Source organism: Tessaracoccus lacteus (genome assembly GCF_029917005.1).
GTDB classification, from domain to species: Bacteria; Actinomycetota; Actinomycetes; order Propionibacteriales; family Propionibacteriaceae; genus Arachnia; species Arachnia lactea.
The window spans coordinates 1346219-1363175 of the sequence record NZ_CP123967.1; the positions used below are offsets into that span (position 1 = coordinate 1346219).

The following is a 16957-nucleotide window of genomic DNA, read 5'->3' on the forward strand; positions in this document are numbered from 1 at the left end:
AGAAGGAGAAACGAATCATGTGCAGAGCAGTCACCTGCAAGGTCTGCGGAAAGACCACCTGGGCCGGATGCGGCCAACACATCGAGTCCGTGAAGCGGACCGTCCCGCCCGCCCAGTGGTGCCAGGGACACGACCGGGCCGAGCAGGCGCAGCGCGGGGGACTGTTCTCCCGGCTACGCGCCCGCTGACCGGCGCGCCTCTCTGTCGGAGTCCAGCAGCCGGAGCCACAGCTCGGATGCGGTCGGATAGGACGGCACGGCGTGGGCGAGCAGTTCGAGCGGCACCTTCGCAGTAATCGCGATGGTCGCGGAATGGAGTAGCTCGGCGACGTCGGGCCCGACGAATGTCGCGCCCAGCACGGTGTCCGTGTCCTCGTCGATGACAAGGCGCGCGAAGCCGGCGGCGTCGTCGCGCAGGAGGGAGGCCCCCGCAGCCGAGCCGATGGGCACCTCGGCGATCCTCACCCGGTGCCCGTCGGCGCGAGCGGCCTCTACGGTCGGCCCGACGGCGGCGACCTGGGGATCGGTGAACACCACCTGGGGAACCGGGACGTCGTCGGGCACCGGGGCGGGGATGCGACCCTCCGCGAGCGCCGCGATCCGGTCGCCGACGAGCCTGGCCCGGTACTTGCCCCAGTGTGTGAGCGGGGCCTCGCCGCTCACGTCGCCGACCAGGTGCAGCCAGGTCGGCAGTGGCCCGTCGAGGTCCGCGGGCGTCAGGCCGATGCTCTCCAGGCCGAGGGCTTCCCTGGCCGGTCGCCGTCCGGTGGCGACCAGGACCTCGGCGTGCGTCGACTCGTGGCCATCGGCCTCCACCAGGCGGACCGGGCCGCCGTGGACCCGACCGAGGCCGGTGCGGCGCGCGTCCGGCCGACTGGCCTGGGCCAGCGCGACGCCGAAGCGCACCTCGACGCCTGCCTGCCTGAGCCCGTCGGCGACCGCCGCCGAGACGCCCGGCTCGAACCTGTCGAGCAGCCGCGGGCCGCGCACCAGCATCGTGACGTGCGATCCGAGGGCAGCCAGCCAGCGGGCCGCCTCGCACGCCACCACCCCGCCGCCGATCACGGCGATGGAGGCTGGCACCTCGACGATGCCGGTCGCGTCGCGCGAGCCCCACGGCAGCGCTGCGGCCAGGAACTCCGGTACGACCGGCCGCGAGCCCGTCGCCAGCACCACGGCGTGAGCGGCGCGCAGCCTGCGCGGTCCGTCGGGGCCGTCGACCTCGACGATGCGCTCGCCGCCGAGTCGGCCGGTGCCCCGCACGACGGTGATGCCTGCGCCCTCGGCCCACCCGACCTGCCCGCGGTCGTCGTAGAGGTTCACCCACGAGTCCCGCCGGCGCAGGAGGGCCGCCCGGTCGATGTCGATCCGGTGCGGCAGCCCTCCCAGGTGGGTGGCGGCCGCGTGCACGTCGAGGGGCTGCAGCAGCGCCTTGCTGGGCATGCACGCGTAGTAGGAGCACTCTCCGCCGACCAGTTCCGTCTCGATCAGGGCCGCGGTGCGGTCGCTGCCCCTGATCGCGTAGTCCGCCGCGTTCTCTCCGGCCGGTCCTGCGCCGATCACGACCACATCGAAGTCATCCATGGCCCCATTGTGTCGGCCGGGTCGTCCGGTGGCCGGGTACCGGGTAGCGTCGCTGGTGTTGCAGGCGTTGCCGCCCGGCTGTTGGCGCGTGTGGAGGAGGGGTGATGATCGAATTTGACGAGGTGACCAAGGAGTACCGACGCGGGTCCGTGGCCGTCGAGGCCTTCTCCCTGGAAATCCCGTCGCACCGCACGGTCGCGCTGCTCGGCTCCTCGGGATCGGGCAAGACGACGCTCCTGCGCATGGTCAACCGGATGGTCGAGCCGACCTCGGGCCGCGTGCTGATCGACGGCGAGGACGTGCGCGCCCGCGACGCCGTCGAGCTGAGGCGCTCGATCGGCTACGTGCTGCAGGCCGGTGGCCTCCTGCCGCACCGCACCGTGATCGACAACGTCGCCACCGTGCTGCGGCTGGGCGGCATGACGCGCAAACCCGCCCGCCTGAGGGCGGCCGAACTGATGGACCGCGTCGGGCTGGAGTCGTCGCTGGCCCGGCGCTACCCGGCGGAGCTGTCCGGCGGCCAGCAGCAACGGGTCGGCGTCGCCCGCGCCCTCGCGCCCGACCCGAACATCCTCCTGATGGACGAGCCCTTCGGCGCGGTGGACCCGATCGTGCGCCGCGACCTCCAGGACGAACTGCTGAGGCTGCAGGCGGAACTGGGCAAGACCATCGTGTTCGTGACGCACGACGTCGACGAGGCCTTCCGGCTCGGCGACGAGGTGGTCGTGCTGCGCGGCCACGGCGTCGTCGCGCAGCGCGGCACCCCCGCCGAGATCCTCGCCGCTCCCGCCGACGACTTCGTGGCCGACTTCATCGGCGCCAACCGGGCCGAGCGGAGCCTCAGCACCGTGGACATCGGTGGGCGCAGCATCGCCGTCGACGGGAACGGTCGCCCCGTCGGGGTGATGCAGAAGTGAGGTGGCTGGCGCTGAACTGGCCCCAGGTGCTCGAACTGGCCTGGGATCATCTTCTGCTCGCCCTGCCGTCCATCGTTGCGAGCGTGCTCATCGCGGTGCCGCTCGGCAGGCTGGCGCACCGGCGGCCCGCGGTCGGGGGACCGCTGCTCGCGGTAGCCGGCCTGATGTACGCGATTCCGGCGCTGCCGCTGTTGATCGTGATCCCCGCGATCCTCGGCATCGCGCTGCGATCGCCCGCGACGATGATCGTCGCCCTGACGGTCTACGGCGTCGCGCTACTGGTTCGCACGGCCGCAGACGCCTTCGCGGCGGTCGACGTGCGGACGCACGATGGGGCGGTCGCCATCGGCTACTCCCCGCGGGCGGTTTTCTGGCAGGTCGACCTGCCGTTGGCCGTCCCCGTGCTCCTGTCGGGAGTGCGCGTCGTGGCGGTGTCCACCATCTCACTGGTGACCATCGGGGCGCTGATTGGCGTGCCGAGCCTGGGGACGCTTCTGACCGACGGTTTCCAGCGCGGCATCGCCGCGGAGGTGGGCGTCGGCGTCGTGGCGACGGTGGCTCTCGCACTGCTGACCGATGCGGGGCTGCTGTTACTTGGGCGCCTCCTCACCCCGTGGCTGAGGCCGGCCCGCGACGGCCGACGAGCCGCCGCGAGCCCGGCGGGCCAGGGGAGGCGCGGATGAACCTGTTCTCCCAGGCGGTCGCCTGGCTGGGCGATCCGGCCAACTGGGTCGGCCCTGCCGGCATCCCCGTGCGGACGGCGCAGCATCTCCTGGTGACCGCCGTCGCGGTCGGCGCCGCCGCCCTGGTGGCGCTGCCCGTCGGGGTGGTGATCGGGCACACCCGGAGAGGGGCGGGGATTGTCGGCGCGATCGTCGGCGCCGCGCGTGCCATCCCCACGCTCGGCCTGCTCACGCTCTTCGGGCTCGCACTCGGCATCGGCATCGAGGCCCCGCTGCTCGCCCTGGTGCTGCTCGCCGTTCCGTCGTTGCTCGCCGGCGCCTACGCGGGTGTCCAGTCCATCGACCCCGCCATCGCGTCGGCGGCCAGGGCCGTCGGCATGAGCGGTCCACAGGTTATCGTCGGCGTGGAGTTGCCGCTTGCGTTGCCGGTGATGGTCGGCGGGCTGAGGGCGGCCACTCTGCAGGTGGTGGCCACCGCTACGTTGGCCGCCTACACCTCCGACACCGGGCTGGGGCGGTATCTGTTCGCGGGGCTGAAGTCGCGCGACTATCCGCAGATGCTCGCCGGGGCGCTGCTGGTCATCGCGCTTGCGCTGCTGCTCGAACTCGTCCTGGCCGCGCTCCAGCGGCTCTGCGCCCGCATCGCCGACCCCTCCCGCCAGCCCACCCGAACCCGATCCTGAGAGAGACACCACCATGACCCACCGCATCGCGCTCGCCGCGCTCAGTGCAGTCCTGGGAGCATCGCTGCTTGCCGGCTGCTCCGGGGCCGACCCGCTGGCCACCGAGACCGGCCAGAGCACGCCGTCGACCTCGATCGTGATCGGGTCCCAGGACTACTACTCCAACGAGATCATCGCCGAGATCTACGCGCAGGCCCTCGAGGGGGCCGGATACACCGTCGACAGGCAGTTCCGCATCGGCCAGCGCGAGATCTATCTCCCCGAGATCGAGGCCGGCAGCATCGACCTCTTCCCCGAATACACCGGCAACCTGCTCCAGTACTGGGAGCCCGACACCGACGCGCGGCTGGCGGACGACGTCTACGCGGCGCTGGAGGAGGCCACCCCCGACGGCCTGCGCGTGCTCGACCAGTCGGAGGCGAGCGACCAGGACTCCTACACCGTCACCCGCGAGTTCGCCGACATGTGGGACCTGACCACGATCGACGACCTGGCCGACGTCACCGAGCCGTTGACGCTCGGCGCCAACTCGGAGGCGGAGTCCAGGCCCTACGGCCCGAAGGGCCTGATGGACACCTATGGGATCGAGATCGGGTTCACCCCGATCGAGGATGCCGGCGGCCCGCTGACCGTCAAGGCGCTCAAGGACGGCGACATCCAGCTGGCCAACATCTACACGGCGGACCCGGCGATCAAGGCGAACGATCTCGTGTCGTTGCAGGACACCAAGGGTCTGTTCCTTGCCTCGCACGTCGTGCCGCTGGCCAGCGACAACGTCGACGACGCGGCGGCCGAGGTGATCAACACCGTCAGCGCCGCCATGACCCCCGACGACCTGATCGCGCTCAACGCCCGAAGCGTCGACGAGGAGCTTCCCGCCGCGACGATCGCCACCGACTGGCTCTCCGACGAGGGTCTGGCCTGACCCGGGCGGGCCCGCCAACCTCCGGAAGGAGTACCCCGTGACCATCGCAGTGGCGCGACCGGGGCCCTTGGCGGGCTCACCGCCCGGATTCTCGCCGAGCAGGGCGTCCCGCAGCGTCTGCTCGCCCACACGCCTGCCCGTGCGCCGCACCTGCCCGGCGCCACCGTGCACGCCTTCGACTATGCGGATGCGGACGCGTCTCGAGCAGCGCTGACGGGAGTGGACACGCTCCTGATGGTCTCCGCCCAGGCGCAGGTCAGTGACGCGGTGCGAAGCATCACGGGAACCGACCCGATCACGCTGGCCGACCACCTGAGGTCTCATCCGCCGACGGCGTGACAATTGGTCAGCGTCGGTTGTATGGTCAGCGCATGCTGACCATAACTACCCGGTTGGACGTCATGAATCGGCTCGGCCGCGCCATGGCGGATCCCACCCGATCCCGGATCCTGCTCGAGCTGCTCGACGGTCCTGGCTACCCGGCGACGCTTGCGGCGAACCTCGGGCTGACCAGGACCAATGTGTCGAACCACCTGGCCTGCCTCAGGGGCTGCGGAATCGTGGTGGCGGAGCCCGAGGGCCGGCGCACCAGATATGAGATGGCCGACGCCCACCTCGCCGCGGCCCTCCGGGCGCTGGTGGACGCGACGCTCGCCGTCGATGATGGAGTTCCCTGCATCGACCCGACCTGTTCGGTGGTCGGCTGCTGTGACGCGGGGGAGTCCCGGTGACCGCGACGGCCCTGGAGCCTGCCCGCAGGGACCTGCTCCGCCGCCGGATCCGGCTTGTCGTGGCGTTCACCATCACGTGGAATGTGCTCGAGGGTGCCGTTGCGCTCGTCGCGGGGCGGGCGGCCTCGTCTGCCGCCCTCATCGGGTTCGGCCTCGACTCCGTCGTCGAGGTCCTCTCCGCGGCGGCCGTGGCCTGGCAGTTCGCCTCGCCCGAGCCCGAGAAGAGAGAGCGCGCCGCGCTGCTCGTCATCTCCATCGCGTTCCTCGCGCTGGCCGCCTACGTCACCGTCGAGTCGGTCCTCGCGTTGACCGGGCTTCGCGAGCCTGAGCACTCGACCCTCGGCATCGTGCTCGGCGTGCTGAGCCTCGTGGTGATGCCCGTCCTGAGCTGGTTTGAGCGGCGCACCGGCCGCGAGCTCGGCTCCGCCTCCGCGGTCGCAGACTCCAAGCAGACGCTGATCTGCGCCTACCTGTCGGCCGCCCTCGTGGTCGGACTCGGGCTCAACGCCCTGTTCGGCTGGGCTTGGGCCGACTCGGTTGCCGCACTGTTCATCGCCGGGTTCGCGGTGCGGGAGGGCGTCGAGGCGTGGCGCGGCCGCGCCTGCTGCGCCGCCCCGGTGTCCTTACTGACGGGCGAGGTGCAGGCCTGCGACGATGGTTGCTGCTGAGGGCGGCCGGATTCACGGTGAGGTTCAGTCGGCGAGGCGGTCAAGCCAGGCGTCGATGACCCGGGTGGCCGCGCGGGCGAGGCCCGGCCCGAAGGCTGCGGCGTCGGTCCGGAGGCGTTGCGGGTCCACGCCCGCCGCGGCGAGCTCGTGGGCGTGGCCGATCAGCCAGCTCTCGATCCGGGTGTGATCGGCCTCGAGATGGAACTGGAGCGCCAGCACCGTGTTGCCCACCGCGAAGGCCTGGTTCGGGAAGCCGGGTGTCTCGGCCAGCTGCGTCGCCCCCTCCGGGATCTCGAACTGGTCCCCGTGCCAGTGCAGCACCGGGTGCCCCTCCAAGGGGGTGAGGACCGAAGCGCGCCCCTCGTTGGTGAGCGTCAGCGGCGCGTACCCGATCTCGTGGCGGCCGGTGGGCGCGACGTCGGCCCCCAGGGCCCGCGCGATCAGCTGGGCACCGAGGCAGACACCCATCGTCGGCAGACCCGCGTCGAGCCGGGCCCGGATCGCGCGCTGCTCCTCGACGAGGAAGGGGTACCGGTCGCCGTCGTAGACGCCGATCGGCCCGCCGAGCACCACCAGCAGAGCTGGTGCGAGCGCGCGCTCGGGCGGAATGCCGTCGAGGCCGGCTTCGAGGTACTCGATCTCGTAACCGTGCGCCTCGAGGGCGGGAGCGAGGATACCGAGGTCCTCGAACGGGACGTGACGGATCGCGAGCGCTGTGCGGGACATGGCGCGACCCTACTGCCGGAACGAGTCCCGGTCACCGGAGTCGAGCAGGCGGCCGGCACCGGCCCCAGCAGCCAGTCCGGATCCATGATGCTGCCCAGCTCGGGATCGTCCTCGGTCCCGATCACGCACGGGATGGCCACCCCGCACTCGTTGATGATCGAGACGATCTCCTCGAGATAGTCCAGCCCGTCGCCCTCGTCGTCATCCATCTCGAGCCCCCTTGCGTCAACAAGTGCTTCCCGAATGAGTGTGACGTAGCCTACCGACAGTTCCTGGTGGATCCTGTGGGCTGTGTGTGGGGGGAGGGGGAGCCGACAGGCGCAATCAGCAGGTCGGAAGACGGTGTGTAGAACCCGTGAGGCCAGCACCTCGCGCCGACCCTTTCCGCACAAAAAGGGACTGCCCCCAGTTTGCTTGACAGATTTCTAGGGGTGGGTCAGGCGGCCTGTGTGGTCGTGTGATGGACTGCTTCGAACTCTACTGGGGTGAGTTTGCCGAGACGCCGTTGGCGGCGTCGGCGGTGGTAAGACTTCTCGATCCAGGTGATCATGGCCAGCCGCAGCTCGGCCCGGCTGGTCCACGGGTGGCGGTTGAGGACGTTCTTCTGCAGCAGCGCGAAGAAGCTCTCCATGGCGGCATTGTCGGGACTTGAGGCGACCCTGCCCATGGAACCTGTGAGGTCGTGGACCTTCAACTCGGCCACATAGGTGTGGGCTCGGAATTGGCTGCCTCGGTCCGAGTGGACGATGCAACCAGCAACTGGTCCGCGACGTTGGACGGCCATGCGCAGGGCGTTGATCGCGATCCGCTTCTTCATGCGGGTGTCGATCGAGTACCCCACAATGCGGTTGGACCAGACGTCCTTGACCGCACACAGGTACAGCTTGCCCTCGCTGGTGCGGTGCTCGGTGATGTCGGTCAACCACAACCGGTTAGGCCCCTCGGCATGGAACTGGCGCTGCACCAGGTCATCGTGGACCGCCGGCCCGGGCTTCTTCCATGACCCGTTCTTGACCGAGTGGAACGAACGGATCCGCTGCAGCTTGCAGAGCCGGTGGACTCGGTTCTCACCAGCGGTGATGCCCATCTCGGGCAGGTCATCGGCGATGAGGCGATAACCCAGACCAGGGTCTTCGGCATGCAGGTCGATGGCGGCGTTGATCAGGTGTGCATCGTCCCAGTCGCGCTGCGAGACTGGGCAGGCGAGCCACTGGTAGTAGGCCTGCCGCGAGAAGCCCAGCACCCGGCAGGAGACCGCGACCGGCACCCGGAGCGTCCCCTTGGTCTGGGCCAGGTCGGTGACCAAGGGGAACATCATTTTGGGTTGATGTCGCGGGACAGGTAGGCGGCGGCGCGGCGCAGGACTTCGTTCTCCTGCTCCAGCAGCCGGATGCGCTTGTTGGCTTCCCGTAGTTCGGCTGCGGAGCGGTTGTCTGCGGCGGGGGCATCAACACGATCGGCCTTGGCCAGCCAGTTGCGCAGGCAGGACTCACTGATCCCGAAGTCCTTGGCGATCTGGCCGATCGGGGCCTCGCCCTTGCGGGCGACCGCGATCACATCATCGCGGAACTCTTTCGGATGGGGCTTGGGCATGACATGCATCCTCTCACCAGGCCCTCACGGACCTGAGATGTTGATGTCAACCAAACCCGGGGCAGTCCCAAATGGCTCTTGTGTCGGATGTGTGGGTGCCCAGTGGAGCTGAAAGTGGAGCACACCGCTGTCCGGCTGGGTTCTTTGCTGTCAAAGGGTTCAAGAACTAGAGCGGATAGCGGTGTGCAGAACTCAATCTTATGGCGTCGGCTGCTGGGTGTCGATCACACGATCATCGACGGTGTTGAACTCGACGATCAGGCGGGGGTGTTGGTGTGTCGTGTGCGGCCTGCGAAGCGGGCGAGAGGCAGGTGTGGGATCTGCTGGCGGCGATCTCCGGGCTATGACGCTGGTGGTGGTCGACGACGCTGGCGGGGCCTGGATCTGGGAACCATGAGGGTGTTCCTCGAGGCCGAAGCGCCGCGGGTGTCGTGCCGTGTCCATGGGGTGGTGGTCGCCTCGGTGCCGTGGGCCCGTCACGGGGCTGGTCACACGTAGGAGTTTGATGCTCAGATCGCGTGGCTGGTCACGCAGTGCTCGAAATCGGCTGCGTGTCAGTTGATGCGGATCGCGTGGCGCAGTGTCGGCAGCATCATCGAGCGTCACTGGAATGACCTGTCGAAGGAGCAGGACCGGTTCGCGAGGCTGCGGCGGATCGGTATCGATGAGATCAGCTACAGGGGCTGGTGCGGGTCGGCATGGTGTGTGGCCGCGACGACCGGGTCACCAAACCGGCTTCGCCGTCGGCGGCGTACCGGTCGAGCCAGGTCCTCACGCACTTGCGGGAGACACCCATCGCCGCAGCGATGTGGCTCTGAGGCCAACCGGCTTGATGGCGTTGAACGATCAGTAGTCGACCATGAACGGTCAACCGGGCACTACCGTGGGACACGAGAACCTCCGCGCTGGAATGGGCCGTAGACACGCCACATCCCATCCGGAGGTTCTCACCCGTTCAAGCAGACGCGCTGCTACCAACGTCCTGGCCGGGTACATCTAGGTCGGCGTGCAGCTGGAGGCGCTGCCTCCCGGCAGGGGAGGCAGCGCCTAGTTGCTGATGGAGACGATCAACTCCTGGATTCGGGCTTTGATCTCGTCACGAATGGGGCGCACGAGCTCGATGCCCTGGCCCGCCGGGTCATTGAGCTTCCAGTCCTCGTAGCGCTTGCCGGGGTAGAACGGGCAGGCGTCGCCGCACCCCATCGTGATGACGACATCGGAGGCTTGGACGGCCTCGGGCGTGAGCACCTTGGGCTGCTCCGCTGTGATGTCGATGCCCTCTTCGCGCATGGCTTCGACGGCGGTGGGATTGATCTGGTCGGCGGGCATGGAGCCGGCGGAGCGGACCTCGATCCGGTCGCCGGCGAGGTGGCGGAGGTAGCCGGCTGCCATCTGGGAGCGGCCGGCGTTGTGGATGCAAACGAACAGCACGGACGGCTTGGTGTCGGTCATTGTCGGGTCTCTTTCGTTAGCGGCTGGTGAGGGAGTCGAGCAGGGTGCGGACGCGGGCGGCGATGTCGTCGCGGATGGCTTCGACGCCCTCGGCAGAGGCGAGGGCGGGGTCTCCGACAGCCCAGTCCTCGTAGCGGACGCCGGGGATGATCGGGCACACGTCGTCGCAGCCCATGGTGATGACGACATCGGCGGCGCGGACCGCGTCGTCGGTAAGCGGCTTGGGGAACCGCTCGATAGCGGCGTCCTCTCCCTCGATCTCGGTGAGCAGCGAGCGCACGTGCGGGTGGACATCTGGTGCCGGTCGTGACCCGGCAGAGCGGGCGACGACCTTGCCATCGGCCATCTGGTTCACCAGCGCGGCCGCGAGCTGGGAGCGGCCGGCGTTCTGCACGCACACGAACAGCACCTGCGGTACACCCGTCTCGCGGTCGCGGGTGAGGTCGGCGAGGCGTTGACGGGCGAAGCGTTCGGTGAGCGGGACGAGGTGTCGGGCGACCTTCGCGGACCGTAGGAGACCGGCGTAGGACTCCCGCACCATAGTGACCACCAGGTCGCGACTCAGCGTGTTGAACTCGTTAGTCAGTTCTTGTGCGAGGCGGTCGATGACGTGTGCGTCGACCTCTCGGGGCGACTCGGGCCGGTCTCCGGTGGGATCGGCGGCGACGGTGGATGCGAAGCCGTCGAGGAGGGTCGTGACGGCGGTCTGCCTGGTTGGGACGATGCGGTAGTACACCCAGGTGCCGCGCCGCTCGGATGCGAGCAGGCCGGTGTCTTTCAGTACCTTCAGGTGGTGGGAGATGGTGGGCTGGGAGACGTCAGCGAGTTCGGCAAGGTCGCAGACGCAGGACTCGCCGCGCGGGTCGGTGGCGATGGCCGAGAGCATCCGCAGTCGGAGCGGATCGGCCAGCGCCTTCAACATACCGGCCACGGTGGTGGCCGCGTCCAGGCCGATTGCGTGCGCCTCGGCAGGCGCGCACGTCTCGACCGTTGTGGGTGTTTCGGTCATGGTGTCCTCCTCAGTTCGGTCGTGGCAGTGTCGGGAGCGTAGGGGTCGGTGTGGAACCAGGCGCGTGCGGCCCACAGCGAGACGTAGACGAGGCCGACGAGTACGGGGACTTCGATGAGTGGGCCGACGACCCCCGCGAGGGCCTGTCCAGATGCCGCGCCGAAGGTGCCGATCGCGACCGCGATGGCAAGTTCGAAATTGTTGCCCGCCGCCGTGAATGCCAGCGTGGTGGAGCGGGCATAGCCCAGTCCGAGACCCTTGCCGAGCAAGAGCCCGACGAACCATATCAGCGCGAAGTAGACCAGTAGCGGCAGGGCGATCCGGGCGACATCGAACGGACTGGATGTGATCGCTTCGCCTTGGAGCGCGAAGAGCAGCACGATGGTGAACAGCAACCCATAGAGCGCCCACGGCCCCACTCTGGGGAGGAATCGGTTCTCGTACCAGTCGCGTCCTCGGCGCTTCTCGCCGATCCACCGCGAGGCGAACCCGGCGATGAGCGGGACGCCGAGGAAGACCAGGACATTCAGCGCGATCTGCCCGACTGACACTTCCAGACCTTGGGTATCGAGGCCGAGCCAGCCGGGCAGTACGGTGAGGTAGAACCAGCCGAGCAGCGAGAACGCGACGACCTGGAAGATGGAGTTGATCGCGACCAGCACGGCGGTGGCTTCTCGGTCGCCACAGGCCAGGTCGTTCCAGATCACGACCATCGCGATGCAGCGGGCCAGTCCCACGATGATGAGCCCCGTGCGGTACTCCGGCAGATCAGGCAGGAACAGCCAGGCGAGGGCGAACATGACCGCCGGGCCGATGATCCAGTTCAGGACCAGGGATGAGACTAGGAGGCGCTTGTCGCCCGTGACGGCCGCGATCTTGTCGTAGCGGACCTTTGCGAGCACGGGGTACATCATCACGAGCAGCCCCAGCCCGATCGGTACCGAGATGCCTCCCACCTCCAGATGGGAGAGCACATCGGAGACGGCGGGGACGAGACGGCCGAGGAGGAGGCCTGCGATCATCGCCAGTCCGATCCACAGCGGCAGCCAACGGTCGAGGACGGACAGACGCGCCGGAGTGGCGCGTGTGGGCGCCGTTGCGGTCGCAGTCATGCCAGGAGTCCGTCGATCTTCGCGGCAATGGACGGCTTCGGGTGTGCGCCGATCAGCATGTCGACCCGCTCGCCGTCGCGGTAGAAGGAAAGAGTGGGGATCGAGGTGACACCAGCTGTGGTCACGGTCTCGGGATTGGCATCCGCGTCGATCTTGACGATCTTGACCCGGCCCGCATACTCGGTGGCCAAGTGCTCCAAGATCGGAGCGATGGCCTTGCATGGGCCGCACCACGCGGCCCAGATGTCGACTACGACCGGAAGGTCTGATTCGAGCACTTCGCTGACAAATGTGGCGTCGGTGACGTGGGTGATGCTCATGCGGAAACCTCCAGAGTGGGACTCTCGATCTGGGTGGGTAGATCGAGAGTCGACAGATAGTGCTGCGCGTCCATGGCGGCGGCGCAGCCTGTGCCGGCGGCCGTGATCGCCTGTCGGTAGTTGTGATCCACCAGGTCGCCGGCGGCGAATACGCCGGCCACGTTGGTGTGTGTCGTTGGATGGGCCACGATGACGTACCCCTCTGCGTCGGTGGACACTTGCTCGGCGACAAGCTCGGAGCGCGGGTCGTGCCCGATTGCGACGAAAATGCCCGACACATCCAGCACTCGTTCGGCGCCTGTGATCGTGTCGCGCAGTCGCAGACCGCTGACGTTCGTCTCGCCGAGGATCGCGGTCACCTCGTTGTTCCATGCGACCTCGATCTTGGGGTCGGCCAATGCCCGCTCGGCCATGATCCGGGACGCCCGGAAGTCGCCGCGCCGGTGGACGAGCGTGACCTTGGCGGCGAAGCGCGTCAAGAACAGTGCTTCTTCCATCGCGGAATCGCCACCGCCGATGACCGCGATTTCCCGGTCACGGAAGAAGAAGCCGTCGCAGGTCGCGCACCATGACAGGCCATGTCCCGAGAATCGGGCTTCCTCAGGGAGACCGAGCTTGCGATATGCGGACCCCATCGTCAGAATCACGGCGCGCGCCTGGAAGGTTCCGCTGCTGCTGGTCTCGATGAACTTCGTGGATTCGGTGAGTGCAAGACCGGTCGCGTCGTCGTAGATGATGCGGGCGCCGAAGCGCTCTGCCTGGGCGCGCATCGCTTCCATCAGCTCGGGGCCTTGGATGCCGTCGGTGAAGCCGGGGAAGTTTTCGACCTCCGTGGTCGTCATCAGCGCTCCGCCTGCCGTCACTGATCCGGCCAGGACGACCGGCGCGAGGCCTGCTCGCGCGGCGTAGACAGCTGCGGTGTATCCGGCTGGGCCGGACCCAACGATCACGAGTTCCACATCTTGCATCGACATGTATCTATATTGAAGGAGATCGAAGCAAGATGCAACCCGGGGGTGGCGGGTGCTGCTCGGCGCGATGGGCAGGCCTGTTGCCCCCATAGCGTCACAGCTTTCGGGGCGGTGTCGACTGTGGAGGGCGGCTGTCGTGGGTGTGGTGGGTCAGCAGGTGGTCGACGGGTCTGCCGAGCACTTGTCCGGGTCGGGTAATCCGGCGAGGAATGCTCGCACGGTCGCCAGGCCCTGCGGCGTGGCGTGGTAGTGCGCCCACTTGTGGCGCATCTCCCGGCTGATGAGCCCGGCCTTGACCAGTCGTGCCAGGTGGTAGGAGAGGGTTGGCTGGCTGATGCCAAGACTGTCGGGCATGTGACAGGCGCACACGCTGGAGCAGCAGTTCGCCGAGATGTGATGCAGCAGCTTGACCCGGACCGGATCAGAGAGCGCCTTGAAGGTGGCGGCGACCCGCTCGGCCTCCTCGTCGGCGAGCGTCGACCCCCCCTGCGGGGTGCAGTCGATGATCGGGAGGTGCTGAGCCATGTGTGCCAGCCTACCACCTCAGATTGACAGACGTCGATATGAGTCCTAGTCTTCATATTGACGAACATCAATCCGAGAGAGGCGTCCTCATGATCCAAGTCTTCGAAGGCCCGCTGTGCTGCAACACCGGGGTGTGCGGCCCCGACCCCGACCAGGCGCTGGTCGACTTCACCGCCGACCTTGACTGGCTCACCCGGCAAGGCGTGTCGGTGCGCCGGGCCAACTTGGCCCAGGACCCCGCCGCGTTCGCTGACAGCGCCGTCGCGCGGGCCTTCGTGCAGAAGGTCGGCGCGTCCGGGTTGCCGCTGATCGTCGTCGACGACGTGACGGTCGCCACCGGACGCTACCCCTCCCGCGCCGAGCTGGCACGGATCGCCGGCGTCGAGGCGCCCGCCGAGAATGCGGCGACTGGATGCTGCGGTAACGCCACGCCCATTCCGGCAGCGTCGGTGTGCTGTAGTGACGAGGCCCCGGTGTCGTCGGGATGCTGCGGTTCGGCCCAGTCGGTGACCATCCAGTCCGGTTCTCAGGCGTAGGGCTGATCGGAGATGATTGAGCTGCTGCACAACCCCCCGAGGTTCCTGTTCCTGACCGGGAAGGGCGGTGTCGGGAAGACGAGCATCGCCTGCGCCACCGCGGTCGACCTCGCACGCCGGGGCAACCGGGTCCTGCTGGTCTCCACCGACCCGGCCTCGAATGTCGGCCAGGTCTTCGGCCAGCGGGTCGGGTACACGATCACGCCGATTGTCGGCGTTGACGGGCTCGACGCGCTGGAGATCGACCCCGAGGCCGCCGCCGAGGAGTACCGCCAACGCGCACTCGCCCCAATCCGGGTCTTCCTCTCGGTCAAGGACCTCGCCGACGTCACCGAGCAGCTCTCCGGGTCCTGCACCACCGAGATCGCCTCGTTCAACGAGTTCACCGCCTTCCTGGCCGGCAACGACATCGCGCAAGGCTACGACCACATCGTCTTCGACACCGCCCCGACCGGCCACACCGTCCGGCTGCTCAAGCTCCCCGGCGAATGGACCTCCTTCCTCGAAGACGGGCTCGGCGACGCGTCCTGCCTCGGTCCGATGGCCGGCCTCGACAAGACCCGCACCACCTACGCCGACGCGCTCACAGCCCTGGCCGACCCGTCCGTGACGAGACTGGGCCTGGTCGCCCGCCCACAGACCTCATCGCTGGCCGAGGCGTCCCGCACCGCCGACGAACTCGCCGAAGCAGGCGTCCACGCCACCCACCTGGTCATCAACGGCATCCTCCCCAGCGAACCCATCCCAGATGACCTGGCCGACGCGATCCGCACCGAGGAGACCGCCGCCATCGCCGCCATGCCCGCCAATCTCGCCGGGCTGGCGATCGACCGGCTCACGCTGCGCACCCGCGACGTGATGGGCCTCGACGCCCTCACCACGCTGCTCTCCGAGACCCCGGACCACACCCCGGCGTTAGCCGCACCGCGCGCCAACACACCCGCCGACTCATCGGACTCTCTGGCCGCGACGATCGAGCAGCTGGCGGCCAAGGACCACGGATTGATCATGGTCGTCGGGAAAGGCGGCGTCGGGAAGACCACGATGGCCGCCGCGATCGCCGTCGGCCTGTCCGACCGCGGCAAGGACGTGCTGCTGACCACCACCGACCCCGCCGCGCATCTCGCCTGGACGGTCGGCGAAGCGGCACCGTTCGAGGTATCCAGCATCGATCCCGCCCAGGCCGTGGCCGACTACCGACGCCACGTCATGGACACCAAGGGCGCGAGCCTGGACGCCGACGGTCGGGCCAACCTCGCCGAGGACCTGCGCTCGCCCTGCACCGAAGAGGTGGCCGTCTTCCAGGCCTTCGCCGCAGCCGTCGAGCAATCCGCCCACCGATTCGTGGTCATGGACACCGCCCCCACCGGACACACACTGCTCCTCATGGACGCCACCGGCTCCTACCACCGCGAAGTCGTTCGCAACCTGCCCGAGCAGGCCGGGCTCACGCCCCTGGCCCGACTCCAGGACCCCGACAACACCAGCGTCATCGTCGTCACACTGCCCGAGACCACCCCCGTCCTCGAAGCCACCGGCCTGGCCGCCGACCTCACCCGAGCCAACATCACCACCTGGGGATGGATCGTCAACCGCTCCCTCACCCCGACTGGCACCACCAGCCCCCTGCTGACCGAACGGATCAACGCGGAGCAAGTGCCGCTCAAGCAAGTCAAGACACAGGCAAGCCGTGTGGCGATCACGCCCTACCGCAACACGCCCCCAGTCGGCATCAACCAACTCCGCCAGTTGATCACTGCGTAGCGCGCTCCTGAAGATCCCCGATGTGCGTGCAGACAGGCGCAGGACAGCGCGTCCAAGCGAGTTCGAACTGCCGGGCACGGCGCCTCATGCCGTCCTTGAGCATTCTGCACTACGAATCGCGAACACACTTCCCAACCGCACGACGATGAGGAAAGCATGGAGTCCAAACTGCTCATCATGGCGGCAGGCTGGTTCGTCTTGTCGAACACCTGCAAATGCTAGGGCTCGGGCTCCGCGTCACGGCCGTGCCCTACGTCGGCGCCTTTCAGTCCGACCTGGTCCACCAGACCCAACCGTTGTCACACCTTCGGAACGGAGCGATCGACCGGTTCGGTACTTGGAACTCAATGCGAGACAGTTTGGCCGCCCGCTCTCCAGAACCTCTGATGACTCACCGGAGAGTTCGACCGGCTCCACGCCACCGCCCGGCACGAGCGCCACGCCTACACCGCCGAACGCGACGCGCTCCGCGACGAGCGCAAGAAACTACTCCAAGCCCACTACGCCGGCATGATCCCGCTCGACCTGCTCGGCGAGGAACAAGAACGCATCGCCCGCCGCCTGGCCTTCCTCGACGCCCAGATCAACGCAGGAGACATGGAGTACGACCAAGCCAAGGCCCACCTCGAAGACTGCCTCGCCCTCGCCGGAGACTGCCACGCGATCTACATGAGCATTGACGACTCCCTACGACGCCTGGCCAACCAAGCCTTTGAAGCGTGCCGGGTTCGGTGGAGGCTCTCAACTCACGGAGGATGA

Annotated in this window: 20 protein-coding genes and 2 pseudogenes; 12 read left to right on the forward strand and 10 right to left on the reverse strand. The window is 68.2% G+C overall.

The features are described 5' to 3' along the window. The first annotated feature begins 17 nt into the window (after positions 1-17). Positions 18-188, forward strand: coding sequence for a DUF8730 family Cys-rich protein (locus tag QH948_RS06055; protein ID WP_281145948.1), 171 nt, complete (start codon positions 18-20; stop codon positions 186-188). Here the strand turns inward: QH948_RS06055 and QH948_RS06060 are convergent. Continuing rightward, the gene (locus QH948_RS06060) at positions 174-1583 is read right to left on the reverse strand and encodes a dihydrolipoyl dehydrogenase family protein (RefSeq protein ID WP_281145949.1); all 1410 of its coding nucleotides are present in this window, start codon (positions 1581-1583) and stop codon (positions 174-176) included. The genes QH948_RS06055 and QH948_RS06060 overlap by 15 nt on opposite strands. Positions 1584-1687: 104 nt before the next feature. Between QH948_RS06060 and QH948_RS06065 the strand changes: the two genes are divergently transcribed. The 7 genes from QH948_RS06065 to QH948_RS06095 all read left to right on the forward strand — a co-directional run bounded on the left by QH948_RS06065 (position 1688) and on the right by QH948_RS06095 (position 6190). Further along, a complete protein-coding gene (locus tag QH948_RS06065; protein ID WP_281145950.1) occupies positions 1688-2500 on the forward strand; it encodes an ABC transporter ATP-binding protein in 813 nt (270 codons plus the stop codon). Beyond that, positions 2497-3183, forward strand: a complete 687-nt coding sequence (locus tag QH948_RS06070; protein ID WP_281145951.1) for an ABC transporter permease — start codon at positions 2497-2499, stop codon at positions 3181-3183. Before QH948_RS06065 ends, QH948_RS06070 begins: the two co-directional genes overlap by 4 nt. Next, entirely contained in the window at positions 3180-3866 is a 687-nt protein-coding gene (locus tag QH948_RS06075; RefSeq protein WP_281145952.1) for an ABC transporter permease, read from the forward strand. The genes QH948_RS06070 and QH948_RS06075 overlap by 4 nt, the downstream gene beginning before the upstream one ends. Positions 3867-3879: 13 nt before the next feature. Beyond that, entirely contained in the window at positions 3880-4791 is a 912-nt protein-coding gene (locus QH948_RS06080; RefSeq protein ID WP_281145953.1) for an ABC transporter substrate-binding protein, read from the forward strand. 87 nt (positions 4792-4878) lie between these two features. After that, complete coding sequence (locus QH948_RS06085; protein WP_281146152.1) at positions 4879-5130, forward strand: SDR family oxidoreductase; 252 nt, start codon at positions 4879-4881, stop codon at positions 5128-5130. 32 nt (positions 5131-5162) lie between these two features. Continuing rightward, a complete protein-coding gene (gene cmtR, locus QH948_RS06090; protein WP_281145954.1) occupies positions 5163-5522 on the forward strand; it encodes a Cd(II)/Pb(II)-sensing metalloregulatory transcriptional regulator CmtR in 360 nt (119 codons plus the stop codon). Next, positions 5519-6190: a cation diffusion facilitator family transporter gene (locus QH948_RS06095; RefSeq protein WP_281145955.1), complete on the forward strand. Its 672-nt coding sequence runs from the start codon at positions 5519-5521 to the stop codon at positions 6188-6190. The genes cmtR and QH948_RS06095 overlap by 4 nt, the downstream gene beginning before the upstream one ends. A 24-nt stretch (positions 6191-6214) precedes the next feature. On the opposite strand, the gene QH948_RS06100 is transcribed toward QH948_RS06095, so the two are convergent. After that, positions 6215-6916, reverse strand: a complete 702-nt coding sequence (locus tag QH948_RS06100; protein WP_281145956.1) for a glutamine amidotransferase — start codon at positions 6914-6916, stop codon at positions 6215-6217. Positions 6917-7352: 436 nt separating this feature from the next. After that, positions 7353-8509, reverse strand: a protein-coding gene (locus QH948_RS06105) for an IS3 family transposase (RefSeq protein ID WP_438874087.1) whose coding sequence is annotated in 2 segments (ribosomal slippage) — positions 7353-8245 and positions 8245-8509 — 1158 coding nt in all. Because the reading frame shifts where the segments join, the coding sequence is not laid out codon by codon here. Positions 8510-8692: 183 nt separating this feature from the next. Here QH948_RS06105 and QH948_RS06110 point away from each other — a divergent pair. Further along, positions 8693-9190, forward strand: a pseudogene (locus tag QH948_RS06110) (helix-turn-helix domain-containing protein); the annotation flags it as partial. A gap of 1 nt (position 9191) precedes the next feature. Here QH948_RS06110 and QH948_RS06115 read toward each other — a convergent pair. From QH948_RS06115 to QH948_RS06145, 7 genes and pseudogenes are all read right to left on the reverse strand, one after another. Next, a pseudogene (locus tag QH948_RS06115) lies at positions 9192-9401 on the reverse strand (helix-turn-helix domain-containing protein); the annotation flags it as partial. A gap of 155 nt (positions 9402-9556) precedes the next feature. After that, positions 9557-9961: an arsenate reductase ArsC gene (locus QH948_RS06120; protein WP_281145957.1), complete on the reverse strand. Its 405-nt coding sequence runs from the start codon at positions 9959-9961 to the stop codon at positions 9557-9559. A gap of 16 nt (positions 9962-9977) precedes the next feature. Next, positions 9978-10970, reverse strand: coding sequence for a metalloregulator ArsR/SmtB family transcription factor (locus tag QH948_RS06125; RefSeq protein ID WP_281145958.1), 993 nt, complete (start codon positions 10968-10970; stop codon positions 9978-9980). Next, positions 10967-12082, reverse strand: coding sequence for an ACR3 family arsenite efflux transporter (gene arsB, locus QH948_RS06130; RefSeq protein WP_281145959.1), 1116 nt, complete (start codon positions 12080-12082; stop codon positions 10967-10969). Before arsB ends, QH948_RS06125 begins: the two co-directional genes overlap by 4 nt. Next, the gene (gene trxA, locus QH948_RS06135; protein WP_281145960.1) at positions 12079-12402 is read right to left on the reverse strand and encodes a thioredoxin; all 324 of its coding nucleotides are present in this window, start codon (positions 12400-12402) and stop codon (positions 12079-12081) included. Before trxA ends, arsB begins: the two co-directional genes overlap by 4 nt. After that, complete coding sequence (gene trxB / locus QH948_RS06140; protein ID WP_281145961.1) at positions 12399-13376, reverse strand: thioredoxin-disulfide reductase; 978 nt, start codon at positions 13374-13376, stop codon at positions 12399-12401. Before trxB ends, trxA begins: the two co-directional genes overlap by 4 nt. A 147-nt stretch (positions 13377-13523) precedes the next feature. Beyond that, on the reverse strand, positions 13524-13898 hold the full coding sequence (locus QH948_RS06145; protein WP_281145962.1) for an ArsR/SmtB family transcription factor: 375 nt from the start codon (positions 13896-13898) through the stop codon (positions 13524-13526). Positions 13899-13987: 89 nt separating this feature from the next. Here QH948_RS06145 and arsD point away from each other — a divergent pair, with 89 nt between their 5' ends. From arsD to QH948_RS06160, 3 genes are all read left to right on the forward strand, one after another. Continuing rightward, positions 13988-14434, forward strand: coding sequence for an arsenite efflux transporter metallochaperone ArsD (gene arsD / locus QH948_RS06150; protein ID WP_281145963.1), 447 nt, complete (start codon positions 13988-13990; stop codon positions 14432-14434). 12 nt (positions 14435-14446) lie between these two features. After that, positions 14447-16198, forward strand: coding sequence for an arsenical pump-driving ATPase (gene arsA, locus QH948_RS06155; RefSeq protein WP_281145964.1), 1752 nt, complete (start codon positions 14447-14449; stop codon positions 16196-16198). Positions 16199-16708: 510 nt separating this feature from the next. Further along, positions 16709-16957, forward strand: a complete 249-nt coding sequence (locus tag QH948_RS06160) for a restriction endonuclease subunit S domain-containing protein (protein ID WP_281145965.1) — start codon at positions 16709-16711, stop codon at positions 16955-16957.

Bases quoted from the DNA above. Each gene is read 5' to 3' on its own strand.
- QH948_RS06055 (WP_281145948.1), top strand. From the start codon at position 18: ATGTGCAGAGCAGTCACCTGCAAGGTCTGCGGAAAGACCACCTGGGCC.
- QH948_RS06060 (WP_281145949.1), bottom strand. From the start codon at position 1,583: ATGGATGACTTCGATGTGGTCGTGATCGGCGCAGGACCGGCCGGAGAG.
- QH948_RS06065 (WP_281145950.1), top strand. From the start codon at position 1,688: ATGATCGAATTTGACGAGGTGACCAAGGAGTACCGACGCGGGTCCGTG.
- QH948_RS06075 (WP_281145952.1), top strand. From the start codon at position 3,180: ATGAACCTGTTCTCCCAGGCGGTCGCCTGGCTGGGCGATCCGGCCAAC.
- QH948_RS06080 (WP_281145953.1), top strand. From the start codon at position 3,880: ATGACCCACCGCATCGCGCTCGCCGCGCTCAGTGCAGTCCTGGGAGCA.
- cmtR (WP_281145954.1), top strand. From the start codon at position 5,163: ATGCTGACCATAACTACCCGGTTGGACGTCATGAATCGGCTCGGCCGC.
- QH948_RS06100 (WP_281145956.1), bottom strand. From the start codon at position 6,916: ATGTCCCGCACAGCGCTCGCGATCCGTCACGTCCCGTTCGAGGACCTC.
- QH948_RS06120 (WP_281145957.1), bottom strand. From the start codon at position 9,961: ATGACCGACACCAAGCCGTCCGTGCTGTTCGTTTGCATCCACAACGCC.
- QH948_RS06125 (WP_281145958.1), bottom strand. From the start codon at position 10,970: ATGACCGAAACACCCACAACGGTCGAGACGTGCGCGCCTGCCGAGGCG.
- arsB (WP_281145959.1), bottom strand. From the start codon at position 12,082: ATGACTGCGACCGCAACGGCGCCCACACGCGCCACTCCGGCGCGTCTG.
- trxA (WP_281145960.1), bottom strand. From the start codon at position 12,402: ATGAGCATCACCCACGTCACCGACGCCACATTTGTCAGCGAAGTGCTC.
- trxB (WP_281145961.1), bottom strand. From the start codon at position 13,376: ATGTCGATGCAAGATGTGGAACTCGTGATCGTTGGGTCCGGCCCAGCC.
- QH948_RS06145 (WP_281145962.1), bottom strand. From the start codon at position 13,898: ATGGCTCAGCACCTCCCGATCATCGACTGCACCCCGCAGGGGGGGTCG.
- arsD (WP_281145963.1), top strand. From the start codon at position 13,988: ATGATCCAAGTCTTCGAAGGCCCGCTGTGCTGCAACACCGGGGTGTGC.
- arsA (WP_281145964.1), top strand. From the start codon at position 14,447: ATGATTGAGCTGCTGCACAACCCCCCGAGGTTCCTGTTCCTGACCGGG.
- QH948_RS06160 (WP_281145965.1), top strand. From the start codon at position 16,709: ATGATCCCGCTCGACCTGCTCGGCGAGGAACAAGAACGCATCGCCCGC.